Here is a 20,683-nt window from a genome sequence, read left to right as displayed (position 1 = left end):
TAATCTGGAGTAGCTATGGCAGATAAGAATATGAAGTTCCTGGTCGTGGACGACTTTTCCACGATGCGACGAATAGTACGCAACCTGCTGAAGGAACTTGGCTTCACCAACGTGGATGAAGCCGAAGACGGCGTGGCCGCGCTCGGCAAGCTCAAAGGCGGCAATTTCGAGTTCGTGGTAAGCGACTGGAACATGCCCAACATGACGGGCCTCGAACTGCTCAAGGCAATTCGTGCGGACGCTGCACTCAAGCATTTGCCGGTTTTGATGGTAACCGCCGAAGCGAAGAAGGAAAACATCATCGAAGCAGCCCAGGCCGGCGCCAGCGGATATGTCGTCAAGCCATTCACGGCAGCCACTCTTGAAGAGAAACTCAATAAAGTATTTGAAAAGATGGGCGCAAAGTGAGCGGGTTCATTGCCCCACATCATCGCTGTACGGACGCACTGGCATAGCCAGATTAAGTGCACAGCACAGCCGAAATCAATTAAGCATAGTCAAGTAAGGGGAGGTGTCGAGTGAGCAACACGTCACAGGACCAGGGCGATTCCGAAGATCTGGAAGCACTGTTTGACAGTATCGTAATGGCCAATAAGGAAGCTGCAGCGCCCGCTGTTGAAGCGGCGTCGGAATCAGCAGACGTGACCACGACCAGCACGACGGTGGAAGAAGGCGGCAGCAGCGTGTTCTCCTCCCTCGGGCATATGACGCGCAATTTGCACAACACGCTGCGCGAACTGGGTTATGACAAATCGATCGAAACGGCAGTAGCTGCCATTCCCGACACCCGGGACCGCCTCAACTACATCGCCGCGATGACTGAAAAGGCTGCGGAGCGTGCCCTCAGCGCAACAGAAGTGGCGCAGCCGCTGCAGGAAAAAATGGAAGCAGGCGCCATCAGCCTGACGGGGAAATGGGATCGCATGTTCGCCAAGCAATTGAGCATGGACGAGTTCAAGCAATTGGTGACCGAAACCCGTGCCTACCTTGGCGAAGTACCCAGCCATACCAAGGCTACCAATGCCCAGTTGATGGAAATCATGATGGCACAGGATTTTCAGGACCTCACCGGCCAGGTGATCAAGAAAGTGATCGATCTGGCGCAACAGGTGGAAAGACAGTTGCTACAGCTGCTGATAGAAACCACCCCGCCGGAAAAGCGTAACGAGGTCAACACGGGCTTGCTCAACGGACCGGTCGTCAACGCCACGGGCCGAAGTGACATCGTTACCAACCAGAAGCAGGTTGACGACCTGCTGGACAGCCTGGGATTCTGAGTTTCCAACTCGGACCCATAGACAAAAAGAACGGGAGAAGCCATGAGTCACTTCGCCGGAATGGAAGAACTGCTCCAGGATTTCCTCACGGAAGCCGGGGAGCTCTTGTCCGATGTGGACAACAAGCTGGTGGAACTGGAAAAGCGGCCGGGTGACAAATCCCTGCTCAACGACATTTTTCGCGGTTTCCACACCATCAAGGGCGGCGCGGGCTTCCTCAATGTCAACGAACTGGTGGAATTGTGTCACCGCACCGAGAACCTGTTCGACAAACTGCGCACCGCGGAACTCACCCTGACCCCTGACATCATGGACGTCATCATGGCTGCCACTGGCGTGGTCCGGGACATGTTCGGTCAGCTCTCCCAGTCACAGGTACCGCCTCCAGCCGAGAAAGTATTGCTGGACGCGCTGGATACCGTCATCGCTGGCGGGCATTACAACCTGCACGCCGCCCCGACACAGCCAGAGGCCGCTTCGGCCGCACCTGCAGCCCCAGCCAGCAGCGGCGACGGGCCTGACTGGGACGGCATGTATCACTCCCTGCTTGGCGAGACTCCGCCCGCCGTCCACCACATACCGCCGGCTACAGCCCTTACTGCGGCACAACCCGCACCGCATCCGGAAATTCAGCACCCCGCCGTCGCCGCGCCCGCCAAGCCCGCAGCGGCACAGCAACAGGTCGCGGTGGCGAAGGAAACCACCATCCGCGTCGATACCACACGCCTCGATCAGGTGCTGACCTACACGGGCGAAATTGGCCTCACCAAGAACCGTCTTACCAGCCTGCGCGCCGACATCCTTGCCGGGAAACAGGACGCCAGCACGCTCAAGGCGCTGGATGAAGCCGTGAGCCAGCTTGACCTGCTGGTGGGCGACCTGCAGAACGCAGTAATGAAAACCCGCATGCAGCCCATTGGCCGACTGTTCCAGAAGTATCCGCGCCTGGCGCGCGACCTGGCACGGCAACTCGGCAAGGACGTGGAACTGCTGCTGTCCGGAGAAGACACCGAAATCGACAAGACCATGATCGAAGACCTCAACGATCCATTGGTCCACCTGGTCCGCAACGCTGTCGACCACGGCGTGGATAGCCCGGAAGAACGCGCCGCCGCAGGCAAATCGCTGAAGAGCATCGTGCGCTTGTCCGCATCCCAGGTTGGCGATCACATCATTATTGAAATTGCCGACGACGGACGGGGCATGCGCCCGGACACGATCCGCCACAAGGCGGTCGAAAAAGGCCTGATCGACCTGGAAACAGCCAACACCCTGGATGACCGGCAAAGCCTGCAGCTCATCTTCCTGCCGGGTTTCTCCACCAAGGACCAGATTTCCGACGTCTCCGGACGCGGCGTCGGCATGGACGTGGTAAAAACCAACATCGGCAAGCTCAATGGCCGCATCGAGATCAGTTCCGCGGTCGGCCTGGGCACGACCATCACCATCTCCCTGCCGCTCACCTTGGCCATTCTGCCGGTGCTGCTGGTGCGCGTTGGCGAGCAGCCTTTCGCGGTGCCTTTGTCCATGGTGCGTGAAATCACCCCGATCGACCCACGCGACGTGAAGCAGGTTTCGGGCCGCGCCACCATGGTGGTGCGCGAGGAAGTGTTACCGGTGCGTTCCCTGGCGAGCATGATCGGATGGCCGGAGAACAACGCGCCCGCCTTCGGTGTTTTGATGCAGAGCGCGGATACCACTTTCGTCCTGGCGATCGACGGCTTCGTCGGGCGTGACGACGTCGTCATCAAGCCCCTGCTCGACATCAAGCCCAAGGGCATTGCCGGCGCCACGCTTTCCGGAGATGGCTCGGTGGTCCTGGTGCTCGACATGGAAGAGCTGCTCAGAATGAATCCCGACAGCACGCGTGCTTCGCTTTTCAGCCATTCTGTTCATTAATCCGAGCTAATCATGCAGAACCACGCATTCATCGGTCGCCAGCCAATTGTCGACCTACAGCAAAAGATCATTGCCTATGAGCTGCTGTTCCGCCATAGCGCCGATGCTTCCACCGCCCAGATCACGGATGACCTGTCCGCGGGTACCAATGTCCTGGTCAACACGTTCAGCAACATGGACGCCAACTGGCTGCTGGGCGACAAACTGGCTTTCATCAATATCGCCGCCCCCATGCTGGAGAGCGATTTCCTCGAGTTGCTGCCCGCCAAACGCGTCGTGCTGGAATTGATCGAAACCGTGGAAGCGACCCCGGAGTTGATCGCGCGCATCCAGAGCCTGCGTCAACTGGGCTTCCGCTTCGCGCTCGACGACTTCGACCATCGCCCGATCAATACGGATCTGTTGCCGATCGCCGATTTCATCAAGGTGGATATTCACGAGCTCGGTCTGGACCGAACCGCCACGCTGGTGCGTTCATTACAGGGCGTCTCCGCAAAACTTATCGCGGAAAAAGTGGAAACCCGCACCGAACACAAATTCTGCAAGGAATTGGGCTTTCATTATTTCCAGGGCTATTACTTCGCCCATCCCGAAACGCTCAGCGCCAAGATCATCAACCCGGCCCACGCCACCGTACTGACCCTGCTCAACAAGGTGCGCAACAATGAAGATGTGAAGGAAATAGAGAACGGCTTCAAGGCCGACGTTGCGCTCTCTTTCAAGCTGCTGCGCTACATCAATTCGGTGGGTTTCGGACTGTCATGCGAGATTCAGTCGATACGTCATGCCTTGGCCATCCTCGGCTATCAGCAACTGTACCGCTGGCTCACCCTGCTGCTCGCCACCGCCGGCAACGACTCCACACCGCCGGCCCTAATGAAGACCGCCATCACCCGCGGCCGCCTCACCGAACTGTTGGGCCAGAGCTATCTGGAAAAGAGCGACCGCGACAACCTCTTCATCGTCGGCATCTTCTCGCTCCTCGACGCCATGCTGGAAATGCCCATGGCCGATATCCTGGAAAAGCTCTATCTGCCCGACACCATCTGCGATGCGCTGCTCACACGGCAGGGCGTATACGGCCCTTTCCTCGCTCTGAGCGAAGCGTGTGAAAATTCCGATCCCAAACGCATCGAGGAACTGGCCGACTCCATGGCCATGGACCCTGACATGGTCAACAAGGCGCATATGGAAGCACTGGCCTGGGTTGAACAGCTGGGTATCGGTTAACCCTAGTGGCCTGCGCCACTTCCATCCTTCTCAAGCCCGACACCGAAGGCTACCTCAACCTGCCTCAGCAGGCAGTTTATTACCGGCACTACCGCTGCAGCGCATTCGCCGACCGGCGTCTGCTGCTGCTCCACGGCGCCGGGGTGGATGGCCAGCTCACCTGGGAGGCCATCGTCGGCCACTTGCTGCACTGGTCGGAAATCCTGATACCCGACCTGCGCGGCACCGGCAAGACCCATTTCCCCGACCGCACGGAACACCCTTTCGAAACCGTCGAAGTCGTGGCCGACCTATCTGCCCTGCTCGATTCCCTGCAGTGGGACAAATTCGACCTCGCCGGCTATTCCTACGGCGGCTTGGTCGCGATGCAGCTCAAGGCGGCGCGCCCCGTTGCCGTGGAGAAGACCTACCTGTTCGAACCCGGCTTGCTGAATGGCGGCACCGAGGAAGAATCGCACAGCCGACGCGAGATCCTGCTGCAGGCCGCGCAAAAACTGCGCGTCGACGAGGAGCTGGAATTCGGGCTGGAAACTTTCCTCGACGCCGTTTCACCTCAGCGCACCCGCAATTCGCGCAACGAGGAAATCGTCCGTACGCGGCTCGCGCATCGCCCCAAGGGGCTGGCCTCCATACTCGAAGCGGTGATCCGCGCAGCACGACAGCTTGACCGGGCGCAGCTGATCGCTGCCCAGGAACACGTCAGCAGCTTCGTCGGAGAGCGCTCCAGCGGGGAGATATTCGATTTCTGCCAGGATATTTCCCGCCGACGCATGGACTGGACTTGCCACCTGATCCCCGGCGCCGACCATGCCCTGCCGTTCCAGAAGCCGCAGGCCATCGCTCAAATCATGAATGCCGATATGGAAAAGTTTCTCGCCGCTCAGCTCGGCTGATGGATATTTGCCAGGTAGGCGTGCGACTGCATCTCTGCGAGGCGGCTTAAAGCGCGCTCGAATTCGCCGTCGAACAGGCTTGACGGGCCGAGTCTCCCCAGCGGTACCGCAGCGGAGAGCACCAGTTTGACCCGGCGGTCGTAAAACTCGTCCACCAGCCACAGGAAGCGCCTCGCCTGCGCCAGTGATTGGCTGTCGAACTGCGGCACACCCGAGAGAAGCAGGGTATGGAAACACCCCGCCAGCTCGATATAGTCGGCTTTGCTGCGCGGTCCGCCGCATAACTCGGCGAACTCGAACCACGCCACCCCCCCGCCTTGCCGCCGAGACTTGATCATCCGCCCGGCGACCTCCAGCCTGGAGCCTTTCTCCCCTTCGCTGCCGGCCTGCTCCAGGAAAATAGCCTCCAGCGCCTGATCCGCCCGTTCATCCAGCGGCGTGTGGTAGATGCCTGCCTGTTCCAGCGCACCGAGACGATAATCCGCGCCGCCATCGAGGCGCACTACTTCCATGCGTTGCTTGATCAAGGCGATGGTCGGCAGGAATTGCCCCCGTTGCAGGCCGTTGCGGTACAGTGAGTCCGGCTCGGCATTGCTCGTGACCACCAACGCCACGCCGCGATCGAGCAGCCCCTGGAGCAGGCCGCGCATCAGCATGGCATCGGTGATGTCGTTGATGTGAAACTCGTCGAGGCACAGCAGACGCACCTGCCGGGAAAATTCCCGCGCCAGGCGAGTCAGCGGATCGGACTGCCCTTTCATGGCGGCAAGACGGTCGTGCACTTCCTGCATGAAGTGATGGAAATGCATGCGGCGCTTGTGTTTCAGCGGCACGCAGGAAAAAAACGCATCCATCAAAAAACTCTTGCCGCGCCCTACCGCTCCCCACAGGTAGAGCCCCAGCACCGGACGGGGCTTGAGGACGTGGCGCAGCAGCCGGGAATCCAGGATTGCCGAAGGCTGAACCAGATCGTCATGGAGCCGTTGCAGCTGGCAGGCAGCAGAGCGCTGCGGGGCATCCAGGACCACCCCGCGCTCATCCGCCCGGCTTTGCAGGCAGGCGAGTATCTCGGTGCTCACTGCCGCGCTCAAACCCCCAACAACAAACGCGCGGGGTCTTCCAGCGCCTCCCTGATCGCCACCAGGAACAGCACCGCCTCGCGGCCGTCGACGATGCGGTGATCGTAGGACAGCGCAAGATACATCATGGGACGAATCACCACCTGGCCGTTTTCGGCCACCGGGCGGTCGTAGGTCTTGTGCATGCCGAGGATGCCGCTTTGCGGCGGATTGAGGATGGGGGTGGACATCATGGAGCCGAACACGCCGCCGTTGGAAATCGTGAAGGTGCCGCCAGTGAGTTCTTCGATGGTGAGCTTGCCGTCGCGCGCGCGCGCGCCGAAATCGGCGATTTTCTTCTCGATGTCGGCGAAGGACAGCGCGTCCGCGTCGCGCACCACCGGGACCACCAGGCCGCGCGGCGATCCCACCGCGATGCCGATATCGAAGTAGCCGTGGTAAATGATGTCGCCGCCGTCGATGGAGGCGTTTACCGCCGGGAATTTCTTCAGCGCCGCGACCGCCGCCTTGACGAAGAAGGACATGAAACCCAGCTTGACGCCGTGCTCCTTCTCGAACTTATCCTTGTGCCGATTGCGCAGCTCCATCACCGGCTGCATGTTGACTTCGTTGAAGGTGGTGAGAATGGCGGCAGTCTGCTGCGCCTGCACCAGTCGTTCCGCCACCCGGGCGCGCAGGCGGGTCATGGGCACGCGCTGCTCGGGACGCTCGCCGTTCAACGCCGGCGCCGGGATTTGCACGGGAGCGCTGGCGAAGGTCGGCTGGGCGGATTTTTCCACTTGCGCCAGCACATCTTCCTTGGTCACCCGCCCGCCGCGACCGCTGCCAGCGATCTGTGCCGCGTCGAGATCGTGTTCCGCCACCAGCTTGCGCACTGACGGGCTGAGAGCCGGTTCGAGCGCCGCCTTGGTCACCGGAGGCGCCACCCTTGCTTCGGTGTCGAGCATGGCCAGCACATCGCCGGGACGAACCACCTCGCCGTTCTGCCTGACGATGCGGCTCAATACTCCGGCCTGCGGCGCGGGGAGTTCCAGCACCACCTTGTCCGTTTCCAGGTCGATCAGGTTCTCGCCCTGAGCCACGGCATCGCCTTCCTGCTTGTGCCACGTCAAAAGGGTGCCTTCTGTAACCGATTCCGACAGGGCTGGAACTTTGATTTCGATTTGCATTGATGTCTCCACAAGGCCCGTAGGGTGAGCCGCCACCCTACCAACTTCTATTCACAAAATTTATTGCCACAGAGATCACAGAGCGTTCTTCTCTGTGTCCTCTGTGATCTCTGTGGCTGAAATTTACCCCAGCGCCGCGTCCACCAGCGCTTCCTGCTGTTCCACGTGCTCCGCCATGTAGCCAACCGCCGGCGCGGCCGAGGATTTCCGGCTGGAGTAGCTCAGCGTCTGGCCCGGCTTCATGTGCTGGCGCAGGTAGTGTTCGATGGTGTACCACGCGCCCTGGTTTTTCGGCTCTTCCTGTACCCACATGATTTCCTGTGCCTTGGCGTAGCGCTTCATCTCGGCCGCAAATTCCTCGTGCGGGAAAGGATAAATCTGCTCCACGCGCAGAATGGCGATGTCCTTGATGTCACGCGCGCTCCGCGCCGCGAGCAGGTCGTAGTAGACCTTGCCGGAGCAGGCGATGACGCGCCGCACCGCCTTGGGATTGAGTTTTTCCTGCTCGGGAATCAGCGGCTGGAATACGCCGTTGGCGAGATCATCCAGGCTCGATACCGACTCCTTGCGGCGCAACATGCTCTTCGGACTCATGATGATGAGTGGCTTGCGATAGGGGCGCAGCATCTGGCGCCGCAGCATGTGGAACATCTGCGCCGGGGTGGAGGGCACGCACACCTGCATGTTGTATTCGGCGCACAGTTGCAGGTAGCGCTCCAGGCGCGCCGAGGAATGCTCCGGCCCCTGGCCCTCGTAGCCGTGCGGCAGCATCATGACCAGGCCGCACAGGCGTCCCCACTTGGTTTCGCCGGCGCAGATGAACTGGTCGATCACTACCTGGGCGCCGTTGGCGAAATCGCCGAACTGGCCTTCCCAGATCACCAACTGTTCCGGCTCGGCGGTCGAGTAGCCGTATTCGAACCCCAGCACCGCCGCCTCCGACAGCACCGAGTCGATCACCAGGAAGGGCGGCTGCTTGTCGGCGATATGCTGCAGCGGCACGTACTCGCCGGCGTCCCATTTTTCGCGCTTCTGGTCGTGCAGCACGGCATGGCGGTGGAAAAACGTGCCGCGCCCGCTGTCCTGCCCGGAAATGCGCACGCCGTAGCCGTTTTCCAGCAGGGCGGCGTAGGCCAGGTTTTCCGCCATGCCCCAGTCGAGCGGCAGCTTGCCTTCGCCCATCAGCCTGCGGTCGGCGAGGATCTTTTCCACCCGCGGGTGGAGCTTGAAATTGTCCGGCACCGTGGTCAATTTTTCCGCCAGGCGTTGCAGGTCGGGCACCGGCACCGCGGTATGGGCGGGCTGGTTCCAGTTTGCGTTGGTGAACTTTTTCCAGTCGGTGGCAAACGCACGCTTGAAGTTGCTCAGCACCGGCTTGCAGCGGAGCTGTTCGCCTGCATCCAGCGTCTCGGTGTGATCGACGATCATCTGCTGTGCTTCTTCCGCCGAGACCACCCCCTCCGCCGCCAGACGTTCCGCGTAGATGCGCCGCGTACCGGGATGCTGGGCGATTTTCTTGTACATCAGCGGCTGCGTCACCGCCGGCTCGTCCTGCTCGTTGTGGCCGAGGCGGCGCATGCACATCATGTCGATCACCACATCCTTCTTGAAGGTCATGCGGAAATCGAAGGCGATCTGGGCGGCCAGCAACACCGCCTCCGGGTCGTCACCGTTGACGTGGAACACCGGCGCCTCGACCATTTTCGCCACGTCGGTGCAATACAGGCTGGAGCGCGTATCGCGCGCATCCGAGGTGGTGAAGCCGATCTGGTTGTTGACCACCACGTGCACCGTGCCGCCCGTCCCGAAGCCGCGCGTCTGCGACATGTTGAGCGTTTCCATCACCACGCCCTGGCCGGCGAAGGCGGCGTCGCCGTGGATCAGCACCGGGATCACCTGCTCGCCGAGGAGGTCGCCGCGGCGGTGCTGGCGCGCGCGCACCGAGCCCTCCACCACAGGGTTGATGATTTCCAGGTGCGAGGGGTTGAAGGCCAGGGTGACGTGCACCGGCCCGCCCGACGTGGCGACATCGGAGGAAAATCCCTGGTGGTATTTCACGTCGCCGGTGGTGATGTGGTCGTGGTGGCTGTGGATGCCCTCGAACTCGTTGAACAGGTCGCGCGGCATTTTGCCGATGATGTTGACCAGCACGTTGAGGCGCCCGCGATGGGCCATGCCGAGCACGACTTCCTGCACCCCGCGAGCGCCGGACAGTTCGACCAGGTGATCGAGCAAGGGGATCAGGCTTTCGCTGCCCTCCAGCGAAAAACGCTTCTGCCCGACAAAGCGGGTATGCAGGTATTTTTCCAGCGTCTCCGCCGCCGTGACGCGGCCCAGCACGTGTTTTTTCTGCGCCGGGGGCAGGTTCGGGCGCGCGCGGCAACCTTCGATCTGCGCCTGCAGCCATCTTTTCTGCGCGATATCACTGATGTACATGTATTCCGCGCCGAACGTACCGCAGTAGGTTTCCTGCAGCATCGCCAGAATTTCCGCCAAGCTGGCCCGGTCCAGCCCCACCAGCGAACCGGTGTCGAACAGCGTCGCCAGGTCGGCTTCGCCCAGACCGTAGTAGGCCAGTTCCAGTTGCGGCACACGGGGGCGCTCGAAGCGCTTGATGGGATCGACGTTGGCGTGGCGCACCCCGAGGAAACGGTAGGCGTTGATGAGCTGCAGCACCTTGACCTGCTTGCGCTCCAGTTCGAGGAAAGGAGAACACACCAGCAAGTGGTTCGCCGCGGCGGGATCGCGGGTGCACTGGATGAAGGATTCGCGAATCGGCGCATGGGGGATGTCGCGCGTCTGGCCGCTGTCGCTCTGCTGCAGGCGCTCGAAATAGCGCCGCCATTCCTCGCCCACGCTCTCCGGATTGCCCAGCCAGGACTCGTACAGGCCCTCGACGAACTCGGCATTGCCGCCGTAGAGGTAGGAATTATCGAGGAAGGCCTGCATGACGGTCATGTGCGTCCTTTCTGAAATGGGTGAGCAGCGAGCTGTAAGCAGTGAACTGCGCGCACTGCTCACTGCTCACTGCTCACCGCTCACCGCTTACTCAGCGGCACCAACTCGCGCTGCGCCGCGCCGCGGTAGAGCTGGCGCGGACGGCCGATTTTCTGTTCCGGGTCGGTGATCATTTCGTCCCACTGCGAGATCCAGCCGATGGTGCGCGCGATGGCGAAAATCGCGGTGAACATGTTGGTCGGGATGTTCATGGCGCGCAGGATGATGCCGGAGTAGAAATCCACGTTGGGGTAGAGCTTTTTCTCGATGAAATACTCGTCTTCCAGCGCAATCCGCTCCAGTTCGAGTGCGATCTTGAACAGGCGGTCGTCGTAGATGCCCAGTTCGTTGAGCACTTCGTGGCAGGTCTGGCGCATGAGCCGGGCGCGCGGGTCGAAGTTCTTGTAGACGCGGTGGCCGAAGCCCATGAGGCGGAAGGGATTGCTCTTGTCCTTGGCGCGCGCGATGAATTTGGGGATGTTGGAAACATCCTCGATTTCTTCCAGCATTTTCAGCACCGCCTCGTTGGCGCCGCCGTGAGCCGGTCCCCACAGGGAGGCGATGCCCGCCGCCACGCAGGCGAAGGGGTTGGCCCCGCTCGATCCGGCCAGACGCACCGTGGAGGTGGAAGCGTTCTGCTCGTGGTCGGCGTGCAGGATCAGGATGCGGTCCAGCGCCTTCACCAGCACCGGGTTGGGCTCGTATTCCTCGCACGGCGTGGAGAACATCATGTGCAGGAAATTCGCCGCGTAGCTCAAGCGGTTGCGCGGGTAGGCGAACGGCTGGCCCATGTTGTACTTGTAGCTCATGGCCGCGATGGTCGGCACCTTGGCGATCAGGCGGTGCGCGGAAATTTCGCGGTGCCGCGGGTCGCCCACGTTGGCCGAATCCTGGTAAAACGCCGACAAGGCGCCCACCACCCCCACCATCACCGCCATGGGGTGCGCGTCGCGGCGGAAACCGCGGAAGAAGTTGTTGATCTGGTCGTGCACCATGGTGTGGGTGCGGATGATCGTGTCGAACGACTCTTTCTGCGCCGCGTCCGGCAGTTCGCCGTAATACAGCAGATGGCAGACCTCGATGAAATCGGCGTGCTCGGCCAGTTGCTCGATGGGATAGCCGCGGTAGAGCAAAATTCCGGCATCCCCGTCGATGTAGGTAATGCCGGAATTGCAGCTCGCCGTCGACATGAAGCCGGGGTCGTAGGTAAACACGCCAAGTTTGGCCAGGCTGCGGATATCCACCACATCCGGACCAGCGGTGCCGGAATAGACCGGTAACTCTATCGGCCCACGGCCATCGCCCAGATCGAGATAAGCCTTGCGCTGCTCTGCCATATATTTCTCCAAATTCTTTACTCAGTTATCGTGACAGCCGCGCAACAGCCGCTCCACCACTGATGCCGTGCTCGCCTCGCCGCGAACCCGTTGCCACAACTCGTGGTCTTCCAGTTGCAGCAGATTTTCGAACTCCTGCCGCTGCTGCGCCGTCAATCCAGCGTAATTTTCCTCCAGAAAGCGCGCCAGCACCAGATCAAGTTCCAGCATCCCGCGCCGGCAGTGCCAGCGCAGGCGGTTAAGGAGAGATGCGTCTTCCCCGATCACAGGGAATCCAGCGGGCTTTGCACACCCTTTCCGCCGCGGTTAAGAACATGGGTGTAGATCATTGTCGTGCTGACATCCGAATGCCCCAGCAATTCCTGCACAGTGCGTATATCGTAGCCGCTTTGCAATAAATGTGTCGCAAAGGAATGGCGAAACGTGTGCGGCGTGGCCGGTTTGACCAAGCCCACATCGCGCACCGCCTGCTTCACCGCGCGCTGCACGCCTTTCTCATCAATATGATGTCGGCGGGTCTTGCCGGAAAGCGGATCGACTGACAAATTTCCGGAAGGAAAAACATATTGCCAGCCCCATTCACGTCCAGCATTTGGATATTTCTTGTCCAACGCAAAAGGCAGATACACCTCGCCGAAACCCTGCGCCAAATCCTCATCGTGCATGGCCTTCACTCTAGCCAAATACGCTTTGAGCGGCACAACCATTGCCTCAGGCAACATCGTCACCCGATCCTTGAACCCCTTGCCCTCACGCACCACGATCTCGTGCCGCGCAAACTCCACGTCCTTCACCCGTAACCGCACCGCCTCCATCAAGCGCATTCCCCCTCCATACAACAAGGAAGCAATCAGCGCATGTGTGCCTCTCAAACGCGACAACACAGACTGCACCTCGCTCATCGTCAACACCACAGGCAAACGCTTTGGTGCTTTTGCCTGCGTGACGTTGTCCAGCCATGGCAATTGAATTTCCAACACTTCGCGGTAAAGGAACAGCAACGCGCTCTTCGCTTGATTTTGTGTTGAAGCGGCAACCTTGCCGTTTACCGCCAAATGGGTTAGAAACGCCTCAACATCGTGCGCCCCCATATCTTTCGGGTGGCGCTTGCCATGAAAGAAAATATAACGTTTAATCCAGTCAACATAAGTTTGTTCCGTACGAATGCTGTAGTGCTTCACACGCAACTTATCGCGGACTTGATCGAGTAATTTGGGAGGATTTATCGTGGTGCTTTTATCTGGAAAATTAGGGTGCGCCATAATTTCACCTCGAATAAAAACAAGGCATTGCAGGAAAGATTCCAGATTGTACACCTCGAAGGTGCCTTTACCGGCGCTTTTTAGGGTGTCTACTTTACGTTGGGCATCTCAATAAACAGGTCTCGCAAATGCACATCAAAATCATCCTGCGCGTTATTACCCCTGCACTAGCATTGCTCCTTGCTACCGGATCAGTCTCCGCACAACAGTCGCTTCAAGACCGTTTGGTTCAACGTGCAATTGAGGCAACGAAGTGCGAGGAAACTCCCAACAACGGGCGCTATTGCACATATAAATTCGGGAAGGCGCTTCAAATAGGGATTAAGGATGTCGGCGGTTCTGACACAACAGTTGGCTTCCATAACTCGAATATCAATAGCGAGTTGTATGCCGTTCTATATTTTGGCTGTGTAGCCGTGGTTCCCGGTCATGCCCACCCAAAGAACTACGATCGAGATTACGGCGTATTCATCTCCCCAAGAACGGGGAATATTTACCGCACATCCCCCGATTGCCAAGCATCGCTGAAGTGATGCCCAACCCGGCGCTCAACCTCGCTCCTTTCAGTCGCTGGACGCTGCGCGATAAAGCCGCGCAGCGCCGGTTAGCTCTACGTTAGAAGCTCGCCATGGCACGACGGAAGGAACTCAAAAACATCGCATCCGGGTTATATGGTTCGTTCATAAGCCGCAACAACGATGTAGGTGGCTATTGGGGTATTGGAAAACTTTGTCTTCTTGCGCAACAGAGTGGCGTGCAAATAGTTCGCCTTGATCTCCTTGCGAAATCAATAATCCCAGCAAGTTCAGAACTTTCAAAACTGGTTTCCGGCTACAGCTCAATCCTGAAAAAGCATCTTTCTGCGAAGGGCATTCCGGAAAACTGGTTAGCCTCCGCGACCATCGAGCTTGATTTCAAGCCTGAGCACCCTTCCGGAAAACACATTCTAATTGCAACGTGGGGTAGTCTATTCAAGCTCGTGGTGAACATTGCAGACGACATGAAGAAAAATCATACTGTTTCCGGGTACAGCTACTGCGGGCCACATAATCCGAGAAAGGAATCAAAAAGTGCGGGCACAGAACGCTTCTAACCCGGCGCTCAACCTCGCTCCTTTCAGTCGCTGGACGCTGCGCGATAAAGCCGCGCAGCGCCGGTTAGCTCCACGTTGGGCATCAGGAGGGCGCATGCTTCGAAAGGTGGTGCTGTATTTCGCTCTCGCATGTTCCGCTAGCGGCGCCTACGCGGAGGAAGCTCTCCACACCTTCAACATTGTTTTGCTTCAACCAGACTTTGTCCTTCAAGAGCGCGTGCAAGACGTCACAGCTCTCTCCACATACATAAAGGAAATTGAGAGCTCCGTTTCAGGAGCTCTTCAAGCCAAGCCTCATTTTCCACCCACAGGCGGTTTTATTGTCGTGGCTGTTAAGCCCGGCCAAAAATCGAATGTCTGGCTAGACTTCAAACCCATGCTTAATCCCCAGACTACGACAACAGTTCTAACAGCCGCGAGATCAGTTCCTCCCGTTGCCGTATCGGGCGGTGTCGTTGTATTCGCTATCAAAGTTGGCTTATGGGGAGGTTTAGAACCAAAGTCTATCGCCCCCTCACCGGCAGAGTGGAAAGCTGCCGCCAAAAAGGCCGGTCATCCTCTCGAAACAGGTGACCTCGTAGAGGGTATATGGCGTGACTAAACAGATGCCCAACAATGCGTTCCAGGAGACGCCCTACAGCAAGCTTCGCTTGCTTCCGGTTGCCCCTGAACTTCGACGTTGACGCTGTAGAAAAACCCTTTTTCCCATCATTTTCAGGGCAAATTTTCCCTATCTGAAACGTTTCCGTTTCAGCATAAGCAAGTCGGTTGTATTTTTACTAAGGTTGGCGTGAGGCCCTGACCCAATCAGGGCACGCAGCAGTAGGCGTTAGGGGGTTCTGCCACCCCTTTTTTACTGCGCATACCCATGATGCGCCAGCTTCTCGATGTTGTGCACCAGGCAGTAGAGCTTCCACTGCGCGTCCACCTTCTTTTGCCCTCTGAGCGTAAAGCGGTTGAGCTGTTTGTTGTGCCGCAGGTTGCCGAACACCGGTTCCACCGTGGCAAAGCGTCTGCCATACCGGCTTTTCCCTTCAGGGCTGTCAATCCGTTGCTTCATCTTGTCGGTGTACGTCTCGGGCGTACCAGGGGCTTTGCCTTGGAAGAACGCGACTTGCCGCGTCTTGGTCTTGTCCGGGGTGCGTAAACATTTGTCTCGGTGGAGGCACGGAACACAGTCGCGCTGCGCGCCCTGGAATTTCACTGCCGTGTAGCCGTTGTATATGCAGTGTGCGCCGTTCTGGTAGAGCGTCTTGTCCGCCGGGCAAATGCAAGTGCCTGTTTCTGCGTCGTAGGTGAAGTCCGCCGGTCGATAGTGCTTGGCTTTCTTCTTCGGGTGCGCTTTATCGTAGAGGGGGTCGGGTTGCTGTTTGTGCTTACCCTGGCCCTGGAAGCGTTCATCGCGCTGCCGCATGCCGTTGTCGGCGATGAGGGCGTCGATTTCCAGCTTGGCCAGTGCCTTGAGGTTGGCTTCGCTGTGGTAGCCGGCATCGGCGGTGATGAGGGTGTCCTCTGTCAGAATGTCCTTCATCGCCTTGACCACCGGCATGAGCAGTTCCTGCTCGCTGCCCGTGCCGTGGGCTTGCGCTTCGACGATGATCTGATGCCGGGCATCGACGGCGGCGACGCCGGTATAGCCTTGTATCACGCCTTTGGAGGTCGCCATCTTGGCGGATTCGTTGTCGCTGCGGTTGCTTTTGCGGGTTGTGCCTTTGCTTCCTTTGCGGTCGTCCGGGTGCTCGGCGAGCCACTGCCGGATTTGCGCGGCGTCGGTTTGCAGGCGTGCGATGCGCTGGGTTTCTTTCTCGTTGAGGTCGGGCTCGATGGTGCGCAGGTCTTCCTGGCGATGCCGTTCGAGCATGGCCGTGGCGGCGCTTTCCAGTTTGGCGGCTTGGTGTTCGAAGTCGGCGCGGGTGCCGCTTTTGGCTTTGGAGGCGTTGCTGGGCAGCTTGACGCCGTCGATGGCGAACATCTCCCGGCCGATCAGGCCTTGTCGGTCGCAGATGTAGAGGATCTGGGCGAAGAGGCGTGCGATGTCGTCGCCCAGCGATGAGACAAATTCGGCGAGGGTGGTGAAGTGCGGCTGGCTGTCGCCGGACAGGGCAATGAAAGTGATCTGTTCGCGGCATGCCCTTTCGATGGCCCGGCTGCTGACGATGCCGCGGCTGTAGGCGAAGAGGACTACTTTGAGCAGCATGGCGGGGGGATAGGCGGCTGCGCCGGTGCGGTCGTTGCAGAAGCGGCTGTCGAAGCCGCTCAGGTCGAGTTCGTGATCGAGCAGGTGATTCAGGGCGTGTTCGAAGGTGCCGGGGTTCAGTTGCCGTTGCAGGTCAACGGCGAGAAATCGCGGGCTGGTGTCGATGTGTTTGTAGCGGGCCATCCTGTGCATCCGGCAAGTCATGATGGATGGATATTGATGCACCCGGCCAGTTGAGGCAAGATGCGGGGATGATACTTTTTCTACAGCGTCGTTAGGTATTCGTCCATTTTGAACTGTTGAAAGGAAGATTTGTGATCTACATGATTTTTGTCGGAATGCTATTGGCTGTGGTACTGCCCATGCCGGCAGCACTCGGAAGCATTTTCTTTACGGCGGTGACGGCAATTACCATATCAACTACCATGACAACAAAGCTTGTATGCGCGTTCGCTTCACGACCCGCATCTATCGCGGAGTCTATTAAAGTCAGTGTGTCGTCTTTGATAGCAATGGGGCTTGTCGTCGTGTTTTCTTTCCAAGTGCTAGCACGCTCATCTCCAACGCTGTTCGTGGTTTTTCCAATATTCGCCCTCGCCGCGGGAGTCCTTGCAATCAAAACTGTTCTGCAAGCGAGGCTTCCGTTGTCGCTAATTATCGGCTTGCTCAATGCAGCGGTCTGCTATCTCGTGCTAAACACAATTGCAGCTACTGCCGTGGCATGGTTCCTGCGATGACATACCTAACCCGGCGCTCAACCGCGCTCCCTTTGGTCGCTGGACGCTGCACGATAAAGCCGCGCAGCGCCGGTTAGCTCTACGTTAGGCCCCGACCTATGACGGCTTGGCGCGAACTGCGATCGCATATTGGGAAGCCGCTGAGTAGCCTCTTGGAAGAAGCCACTTCGGTTACCGAAAACATCTATCAGGTGCAGGGCGCCTACTTGATGACGGCACATCACTTTCAAGACCTCTCCCCTGCCAAAGAGCCGATCATCACTCTGGTGATTTGGGCGCCGTCTATTGGTGCCCTGAAGCGCGCATTCGCGTTTGACGTCGATAACGATGATGATGCGGTTGGAGAGCCACCTCAAGAACTACTATTGGCGCCTGGCGCGACGACTTGGCGTTCAATACTAGATATTGCGAAGGCCCAAGGCATAAGGCTCCTTGAGTCGGCAAGCTACCGCATCATGACGGATGGGGCATTTGTCCATAGACAATTGGAGTCCCGCAATTACCGTGTGTATTTCCGGTCTCGTCACGACAATCCTGGCGAATCACCATATGCAATCGCAATCGGGGCCTAACATCTCGTATATGGACTCCCCCAAAATGCGCCAACAGGCAACGGGGTCAGGTCTTGCAAAATCACACACACCCCCTCATACTTGCCTCATGGCGAGACCCCTACGCATTGAACTGTCCGGCGGCCTGTACCACGTAACTTCCCGTGGTGACCGGCGCGAGGATATTTATTTTTCCGATAGTGACCGCGAGGCTTGGCTGACGCTGTTTGGCGAGGTCTGCAGGCGTTTCAACTGGATTTGCCACGCTTATTGCCTGATGACCAACCACTACCATGTGGTCGTCGAGACGCCCGAAGGCAATCTCGCGCAAGGTATGCGCCAGCTCAACGGGGTCTACACGCAGTGGATAAACCGCACCCATCGGCGGATCGGCCATGTTTTCCAGGGCAGGTACAAGGCCATACTCGTGGAGAAGGACAGCTATCTCCTGGAACTGGCGCGCTATGTGGTGCTCAACCCGGTGCGTGCCGGGATGGTCAGTGATGCGGGAGAATGGTCGTGGAGCAGCTATCCGGCGATGGTCGGAGCGGTACCCGCACCACCCTGGTTGCAGACTGGCTGGATACTTGGGCAATTTTCCCGGCAACGGGATCAGGCTCGTCTCGGTTATCGGGATTTCGTGCGGGTCGGCGTGGGCTTGCCCAGCATATGGGATAAGCTGGAAGGGCAGATTTTCCTTGGCGGCGAGGCATTCATCCAACGCGCCCGGTCAAGCATTTCCCCCGACCAATCCCTGGATGAAATTCCCCGCGCGCAGCGCCGCCCGCTGGCAAAGCCATTGGCCCACTACCAGGCGGAATTCGCCGATGACACGCATACCGGCATGGCCTTGGCTTATCTGTCAGGGGGCTATCCGATGAAGACTATCGCAGAAGCCTTTGGCGTCCATTACACTACCGTCAGCCGCGCGGTGCGGGCTCATGACTCAAAACACGGCGAGGTTTGATGCGATTTTGCAAGACCTGACCCCGTCGGTTGTGACCCCGTCGGTGATGTGCGTCGGTGCGATGGCGAGTCATGATAAATGAATATTGATGTGCTCCGCCTGTTCAGGCAAGATGCGGAAATGATGCTTTTACAACCCCGTTGGAGCGGCCTGCCCGCAAGGCCCATGATTTGCTCCTTCTCCTCCCGCTATTCGACCTTTTCCAGTTTTCTTCGCTCCTCCTAGGTGAATCATGAAAATACTGTTCGTAATTGTTGTACTGGGTGTTCTGGGTTTCTTTGGCCTTCGACACCAGCCGGAACCCACGGACGTTGCCAACCCGGTCTTCGTTGAGATCCGGGTGACATTGGATGCTTACGGGCGCCAGATTGAGGCCGCAGTTTTTGGAAAAACGTTGGACGAAGCCGATTGTCAGCAGCGCGCAAGAATAATCAAGAACAATCTGGCAGCAAACTGTGAGTACTGCGTATCGAAATCTGTCGAATGCAAGACCGCCTTGGCGCCCCGGAACGCCAAGTTCTTCGATGACACGCCGTCCAGCGTTACCTACTTGAGTCTGAACCACTCCAGAAGTACTGAACGAGACGTTCGGGTGATTTTTTGGGGACTTACCGGCGCTGAAGGGGACGCCGTCTGCGACCAGATGAAACTGACATTCGAAAAGATTCACAGCGGTCCGATGAAATGCGTGCGCGCGATTTCGTCTTGACACAGGGGATGTTGGAGTAAAACGTTGGCGAAGGTTTCAACCACCGGCGTGGTGATGAGCGCCTATGTTCCGGCCGGAGATATCCCGCTTGGCTCGCTTGCCCAGTCCCCGCCGAGCGCGAAGGAATTGATCAGGCGCGCCAGGATGGCTACCGGGGCGATGTGAATGTGCCCCGAATGCGGGTCGTGATCTCGCAGCCGCTGGGGGATTCAGGCTTTCTTCACGAATTCGGATTTCAGCGACATCGCACCGATGCCGTCGATCTTGCAATCGATGTCGTGGTCGCCTTCGACCAGGCGGATGTTCTTCACTTTCGTTCCGCCTTTCACCACCGACGAAGAGCCTTTGATCTTGAGGTCCTTGATCACCGTCACGCTATCGCCGTCGTTCAGCACCGTGCCGAAGGCATCCTTCACCACGCGCTTTTCCTCCACGTTTTCTGCGGGCGCATCCGCGCTCCACTCATGGGCGCATTCCGGGCAGATGTACATGCCGCCGTCTTCATAGGTGTATTCGGAGTTGCACTTGGGACACTTGGGTAAATTGCTCATGTTTTCTCTCTCGTAATAAAAAAGTCGGGTCTGGATCAAACCGTGCGTTTGACCAGCAACTCCTTGATCTTGCCGATCGCCCGCGTCGGGTTGAGCCCCTTGGGACACACTTCGACGCAGTTCATGATGCTGTGGCAGCGGAACAGCCGGTATGGGTCTTCCAGGTCGTCGAGGCGTTCGTTGGTCGCCTGGTCGCGGCTGTCGGCGATGAAGCGGTAGGCCTGCAGCAGACCCGCGGGGCCGACGAACTTGTCCGGGTTCCACCAGAACGAGGGGCAGGAAGTGGAGCAGCAGGCGCACAGGATGCACTCGTACAGCCCGTCCAGCTGAGCCCGGTCCTCGGGCGTCTGCAGGCGTTCGATTTCCGGTTCCGGGTCGATGTTGATGATATAGGGTTTGACCGAGCGGTAATGCTTGAAAAACTGGCTCATGTCCACCACCAGGTCGCGGATCACCGGCAGACCGGGCAAGGGCCGCAGCTCGATCGGCTGCTTGAGCTCGCTGAGCGGCGTGACGCAGGCCAGGCCGTTCTTGCCGTTGATGTTCATGCCGTCCGAGCCGCACACGCCCTCGCGGCAGGAACGGCGCACGCTCAGGGTTTCGTCCTGTTCCTTGAGCAGCAGGATGGCGTCGAGCAGCATCATGCCTTCGGCCTCGATGTCCAGCTCGTAGTCCTGCATGTAGGGCTTGGCGTCGGTTTCGGGGTTGTAGCGGTAGATGGAGAATTTCATTGCT

General features: G+C 58.9%; 22 protein-coding genes. 13 read left to right on the top strand and 9 right to left on the bottom strand.

Annotated features, from left to right (window positions below):
• The first annotated feature begins 15 nt into the window (after positions 1–15).
• The 5 genes from cheY (at position 16) to SKTS_RS05325 (ending at position 5,299) form a co-directional block, all read left to right on the top strand.
• The gene (gene cheY, locus SKTS_RS05345) at positions 16–408 is read left to right on the top strand and encodes a chemotaxis response regulator CheY (protein ID WP_173061383.1); all 393 of its coding nucleotides are present in this window, start codon (positions 16–18) and stop codon (positions 406–408) included.
• A gap of 110 nt (positions 409–518) precedes the next feature.
• Positions 519–1,277 (top strand): protein phosphatase CheZ, encoded by a 759-nt coding sequence (gene cheZ, locus SKTS_RS05340; RefSeq protein ID WP_244617449.1) that lies wholly within the window; start codon positions 519–521, stop codon positions 1,275–1,277.
• A gap of 42 nt (positions 1,278–1,319) precedes the next feature.
• Positions 1,320–3,176, top strand: coding sequence for a chemotaxis protein CheA (locus SKTS_RS05335; RefSeq protein WP_173061380.1), 1,857 nt, complete (start codon positions 1,320–1,322; stop codon positions 3,174–3,176).
• A gap of 12 nt (positions 3,177–3,188) precedes the next feature.
• Complete coding sequence (locus tag SKTS_RS05330; protein ID WP_173061377.1) at positions 3,189–4,406, top strand: EAL and HDOD domain-containing protein; 1,218 nt, start codon at positions 3,189–3,191, stop codon at positions 4,404–4,406.
• A gap of 5 nt (positions 4,407–4,411) precedes the next feature.
• A complete protein-coding gene (locus SKTS_RS05325; protein ID WP_173061374.1) occupies positions 4,412–5,299 on the top strand; it encodes an alpha/beta fold hydrolase in 888 nt (295 codons plus the stop codon).
• Here the strand turns inward: SKTS_RS05325 and zapE are convergent.
• The 6 genes from zapE to SKTS_RS05295 all read right to left on the bottom strand — a co-directional run bounded on the left by zapE (position 5,287) and on the right by SKTS_RS05295 (position 13,143).
• Positions 5,287–6,378 carry a cell division protein ZapE gene (gene zapE / locus SKTS_RS05320; protein ID WP_244617448.1) on the bottom strand — a complete coding sequence of 364 codons (1,092 nt, stop codon included), beginning with the start codon at positions 6,376–6,378 and terminating at the stop codon, positions 5,287–5,289. The genes SKTS_RS05325 and zapE overlap by 13 nt on opposite strands.
• 8 nt (positions 6,379–6,386) lie before the next feature.
• On the bottom strand, positions 6,387–7,547 hold the full coding sequence (odhB, locus tag SKTS_RS05315) for a 2-oxoglutarate dehydrogenase complex dihydrolipoyllysine-residue succinyltransferase (RefSeq protein ID WP_173061368.1): 1,161 nt from the start codon (positions 7,545–7,547) through the stop codon (positions 6,387–6,389).
• 123 nt (positions 7,548–7,670) lie between these two features.
• Entirely contained in the window at positions 7,671–10,505 is a 2,835-nt protein-coding gene (locus SKTS_RS05310; protein WP_173061365.1) for a 2-oxoglutarate dehydrogenase E1 component, read from the bottom strand.
• Between the two features lie 80 nt (positions 10,506–10,585).
• Entirely contained in the window at positions 10,586–11,881 is a 1,296-nt protein-coding gene (gene gltA / locus SKTS_RS05305; protein ID WP_173061362.1) for a citrate synthase, read from the bottom strand.
• Between the two features lie 21 nt (positions 11,882–11,902).
• Positions 11,903–12,148 carry an FAD assembly factor SdhE gene (locus SKTS_RS05300; protein WP_244617447.1) on the bottom strand — a complete coding sequence of 82 codons (246 nt, stop codon included), beginning with the start codon at positions 12,146–12,148 and terminating at the stop codon, positions 11,903–11,905.
• The gene (locus SKTS_RS05295; RefSeq protein ID WP_173068955.1) at positions 12,145–13,143 is read right to left on the bottom strand and encodes an integron integrase; all 999 of its coding nucleotides are present in this window, start codon (positions 13,141–13,143) and stop codon (positions 12,145–12,147) included. Before SKTS_RS05295 ends, SKTS_RS05300 begins: the two co-directional genes overlap by 4 nt.
• A gap of 128 nt (positions 13,144–13,271) precedes the next feature.
• Here SKTS_RS05295 and SKTS_RS05290 point away from each other — a divergent pair, with 128 nt between their 5' ends.
• The 3 genes from SKTS_RS05290 (at position 13,272) to SKTS_RS05280 (ending at position 14,837) form a co-directional block, all read left to right on the top strand.
• Positions 13,272–13,676, top strand: coding sequence for a hypothetical protein (locus tag SKTS_RS05290; RefSeq protein WP_173061359.1), 405 nt, complete (start codon positions 13,272–13,274; stop codon positions 13,674–13,676).
• 95 nt (positions 13,677–13,771) lie between these two features.
• Positions 13,772–14,236: a hypothetical protein gene (locus SKTS_RS05285; RefSeq protein WP_173061356.1), complete on the top strand. Its 465-nt coding sequence runs from the start codon at positions 13,772–13,774 to the stop codon at positions 14,234–14,236.
• Complete coding sequence (locus SKTS_RS05280; protein ID WP_173061354.1) at positions 14,214–14,837, top strand: hypothetical protein; 624 nt, start codon at positions 14,214–14,216, stop codon at positions 14,835–14,837. The genes SKTS_RS05285 and SKTS_RS05280 overlap by 23 nt, the downstream gene beginning before the upstream one ends.
• A 252-nt stretch (positions 14,838–15,089) precedes the next feature.
• Here SKTS_RS05280 and SKTS_RS05275 read toward each other — a convergent pair whose 3' ends face one another.
• Positions 15,090–16,616: an IS1182 family transposase gene (locus SKTS_RS05275; RefSeq protein WP_173061351.1), complete on the bottom strand. Its 1,527-nt coding sequence runs from the start codon at positions 16,614–16,616 to the stop codon at positions 15,090–15,092.
• Positions 16,617–16,747: 131 nt separating this feature from the next.
• Here SKTS_RS05275 and SKTS_RS05270 point away from each other — a divergent pair, with 131 nt between their 5' ends.
• The 5 genes from SKTS_RS05270 to SKTS_RS05250 all read left to right on the top strand — a co-directional run bounded on the left by SKTS_RS05270 (position 16,748) and on the right by SKTS_RS05250 (position 19,562).
• The gene (locus SKTS_RS05270) at positions 16,748–17,170 is read left to right on the top strand and encodes a hypothetical protein (RefSeq protein ID WP_173061348.1); all 423 of its coding nucleotides are present in this window, start codon (positions 16,748–16,750) and stop codon (positions 17,168–17,170) included.
• Positions 17,171–17,322: 152 nt separating this feature from the next.
• On the top strand, positions 17,323–17,742 hold the full coding sequence (locus SKTS_RS05265; RefSeq protein ID WP_173061345.1) for a hypothetical protein: 420 nt from the start codon (positions 17,323–17,325) through the stop codon (positions 17,740–17,742).
• 88 nt (positions 17,743–17,830) lie between these two features.
• Positions 17,831–18,688 (top strand): transposase, encoded by an 858-nt coding sequence (locus tag SKTS_RS05260; RefSeq protein ID WP_173061342.1) that lies wholly within the window; start codon positions 17,831–17,833, stop codon positions 18,686–18,688.
• 232 nt (positions 18,689–18,920) lie between these two features.
• Positions 18,921–19,397, top strand: coding sequence for a hypothetical protein (locus tag SKTS_RS05255; RefSeq protein WP_173061339.1), 477 nt, complete (start codon positions 18,921–18,923; stop codon positions 19,395–19,397).
• Between the two features lie 24 nt (positions 19,398–19,421).
• On the top strand, positions 19,422–19,562 hold the full coding sequence (locus SKTS_RS05250) for a hypothetical protein (RefSeq protein WP_173061337.1): 141 nt from the start codon (positions 19,422–19,424) through the stop codon (positions 19,560–19,562).
• A gap of 44 nt (positions 19,563–19,606) precedes the next feature.
• Here the strand turns inward: SKTS_RS05250 and SKTS_RS05245 are convergent, their stop codons facing one another.
• Both SKTS_RS05245 and SKTS_RS05240 read right to left on the bottom strand, forming a co-directional pair.
• A complete protein-coding gene (locus SKTS_RS05245) occupies positions 19,607–19,948 on the bottom strand; it encodes a zinc ribbon domain-containing protein YjdM (RefSeq protein ID WP_173061334.1) in 342 nt (113 codons plus the stop codon).
• 35 nt (positions 19,949–19,983) lie between these two features.
• Positions 19,984–20,679 (bottom strand): succinate dehydrogenase iron-sulfur subunit, encoded by a 696-nt coding sequence (locus SKTS_RS05240; protein ID WP_173061331.1) that lies wholly within the window; start codon positions 20,677–20,679, stop codon positions 19,984–19,986.
• Between the last annotated feature and the right edge of the window lie 4 nt (positions 20,680–20,683).

This window comes from Sulfurimicrobium lacus (genome assembly GCF_011764585.1).
GTDB lineage: Bacteria > Pseudomonadota > Gammaproteobacteria > Burkholderiales > Sulfuricellaceae > Sulfurimicrobium > Sulfurimicrobium lacus.
Note: the sequence above shows the minus strand (reverse complement) of the source record. Positions and strands in the feature narration are given on the sequence as shown.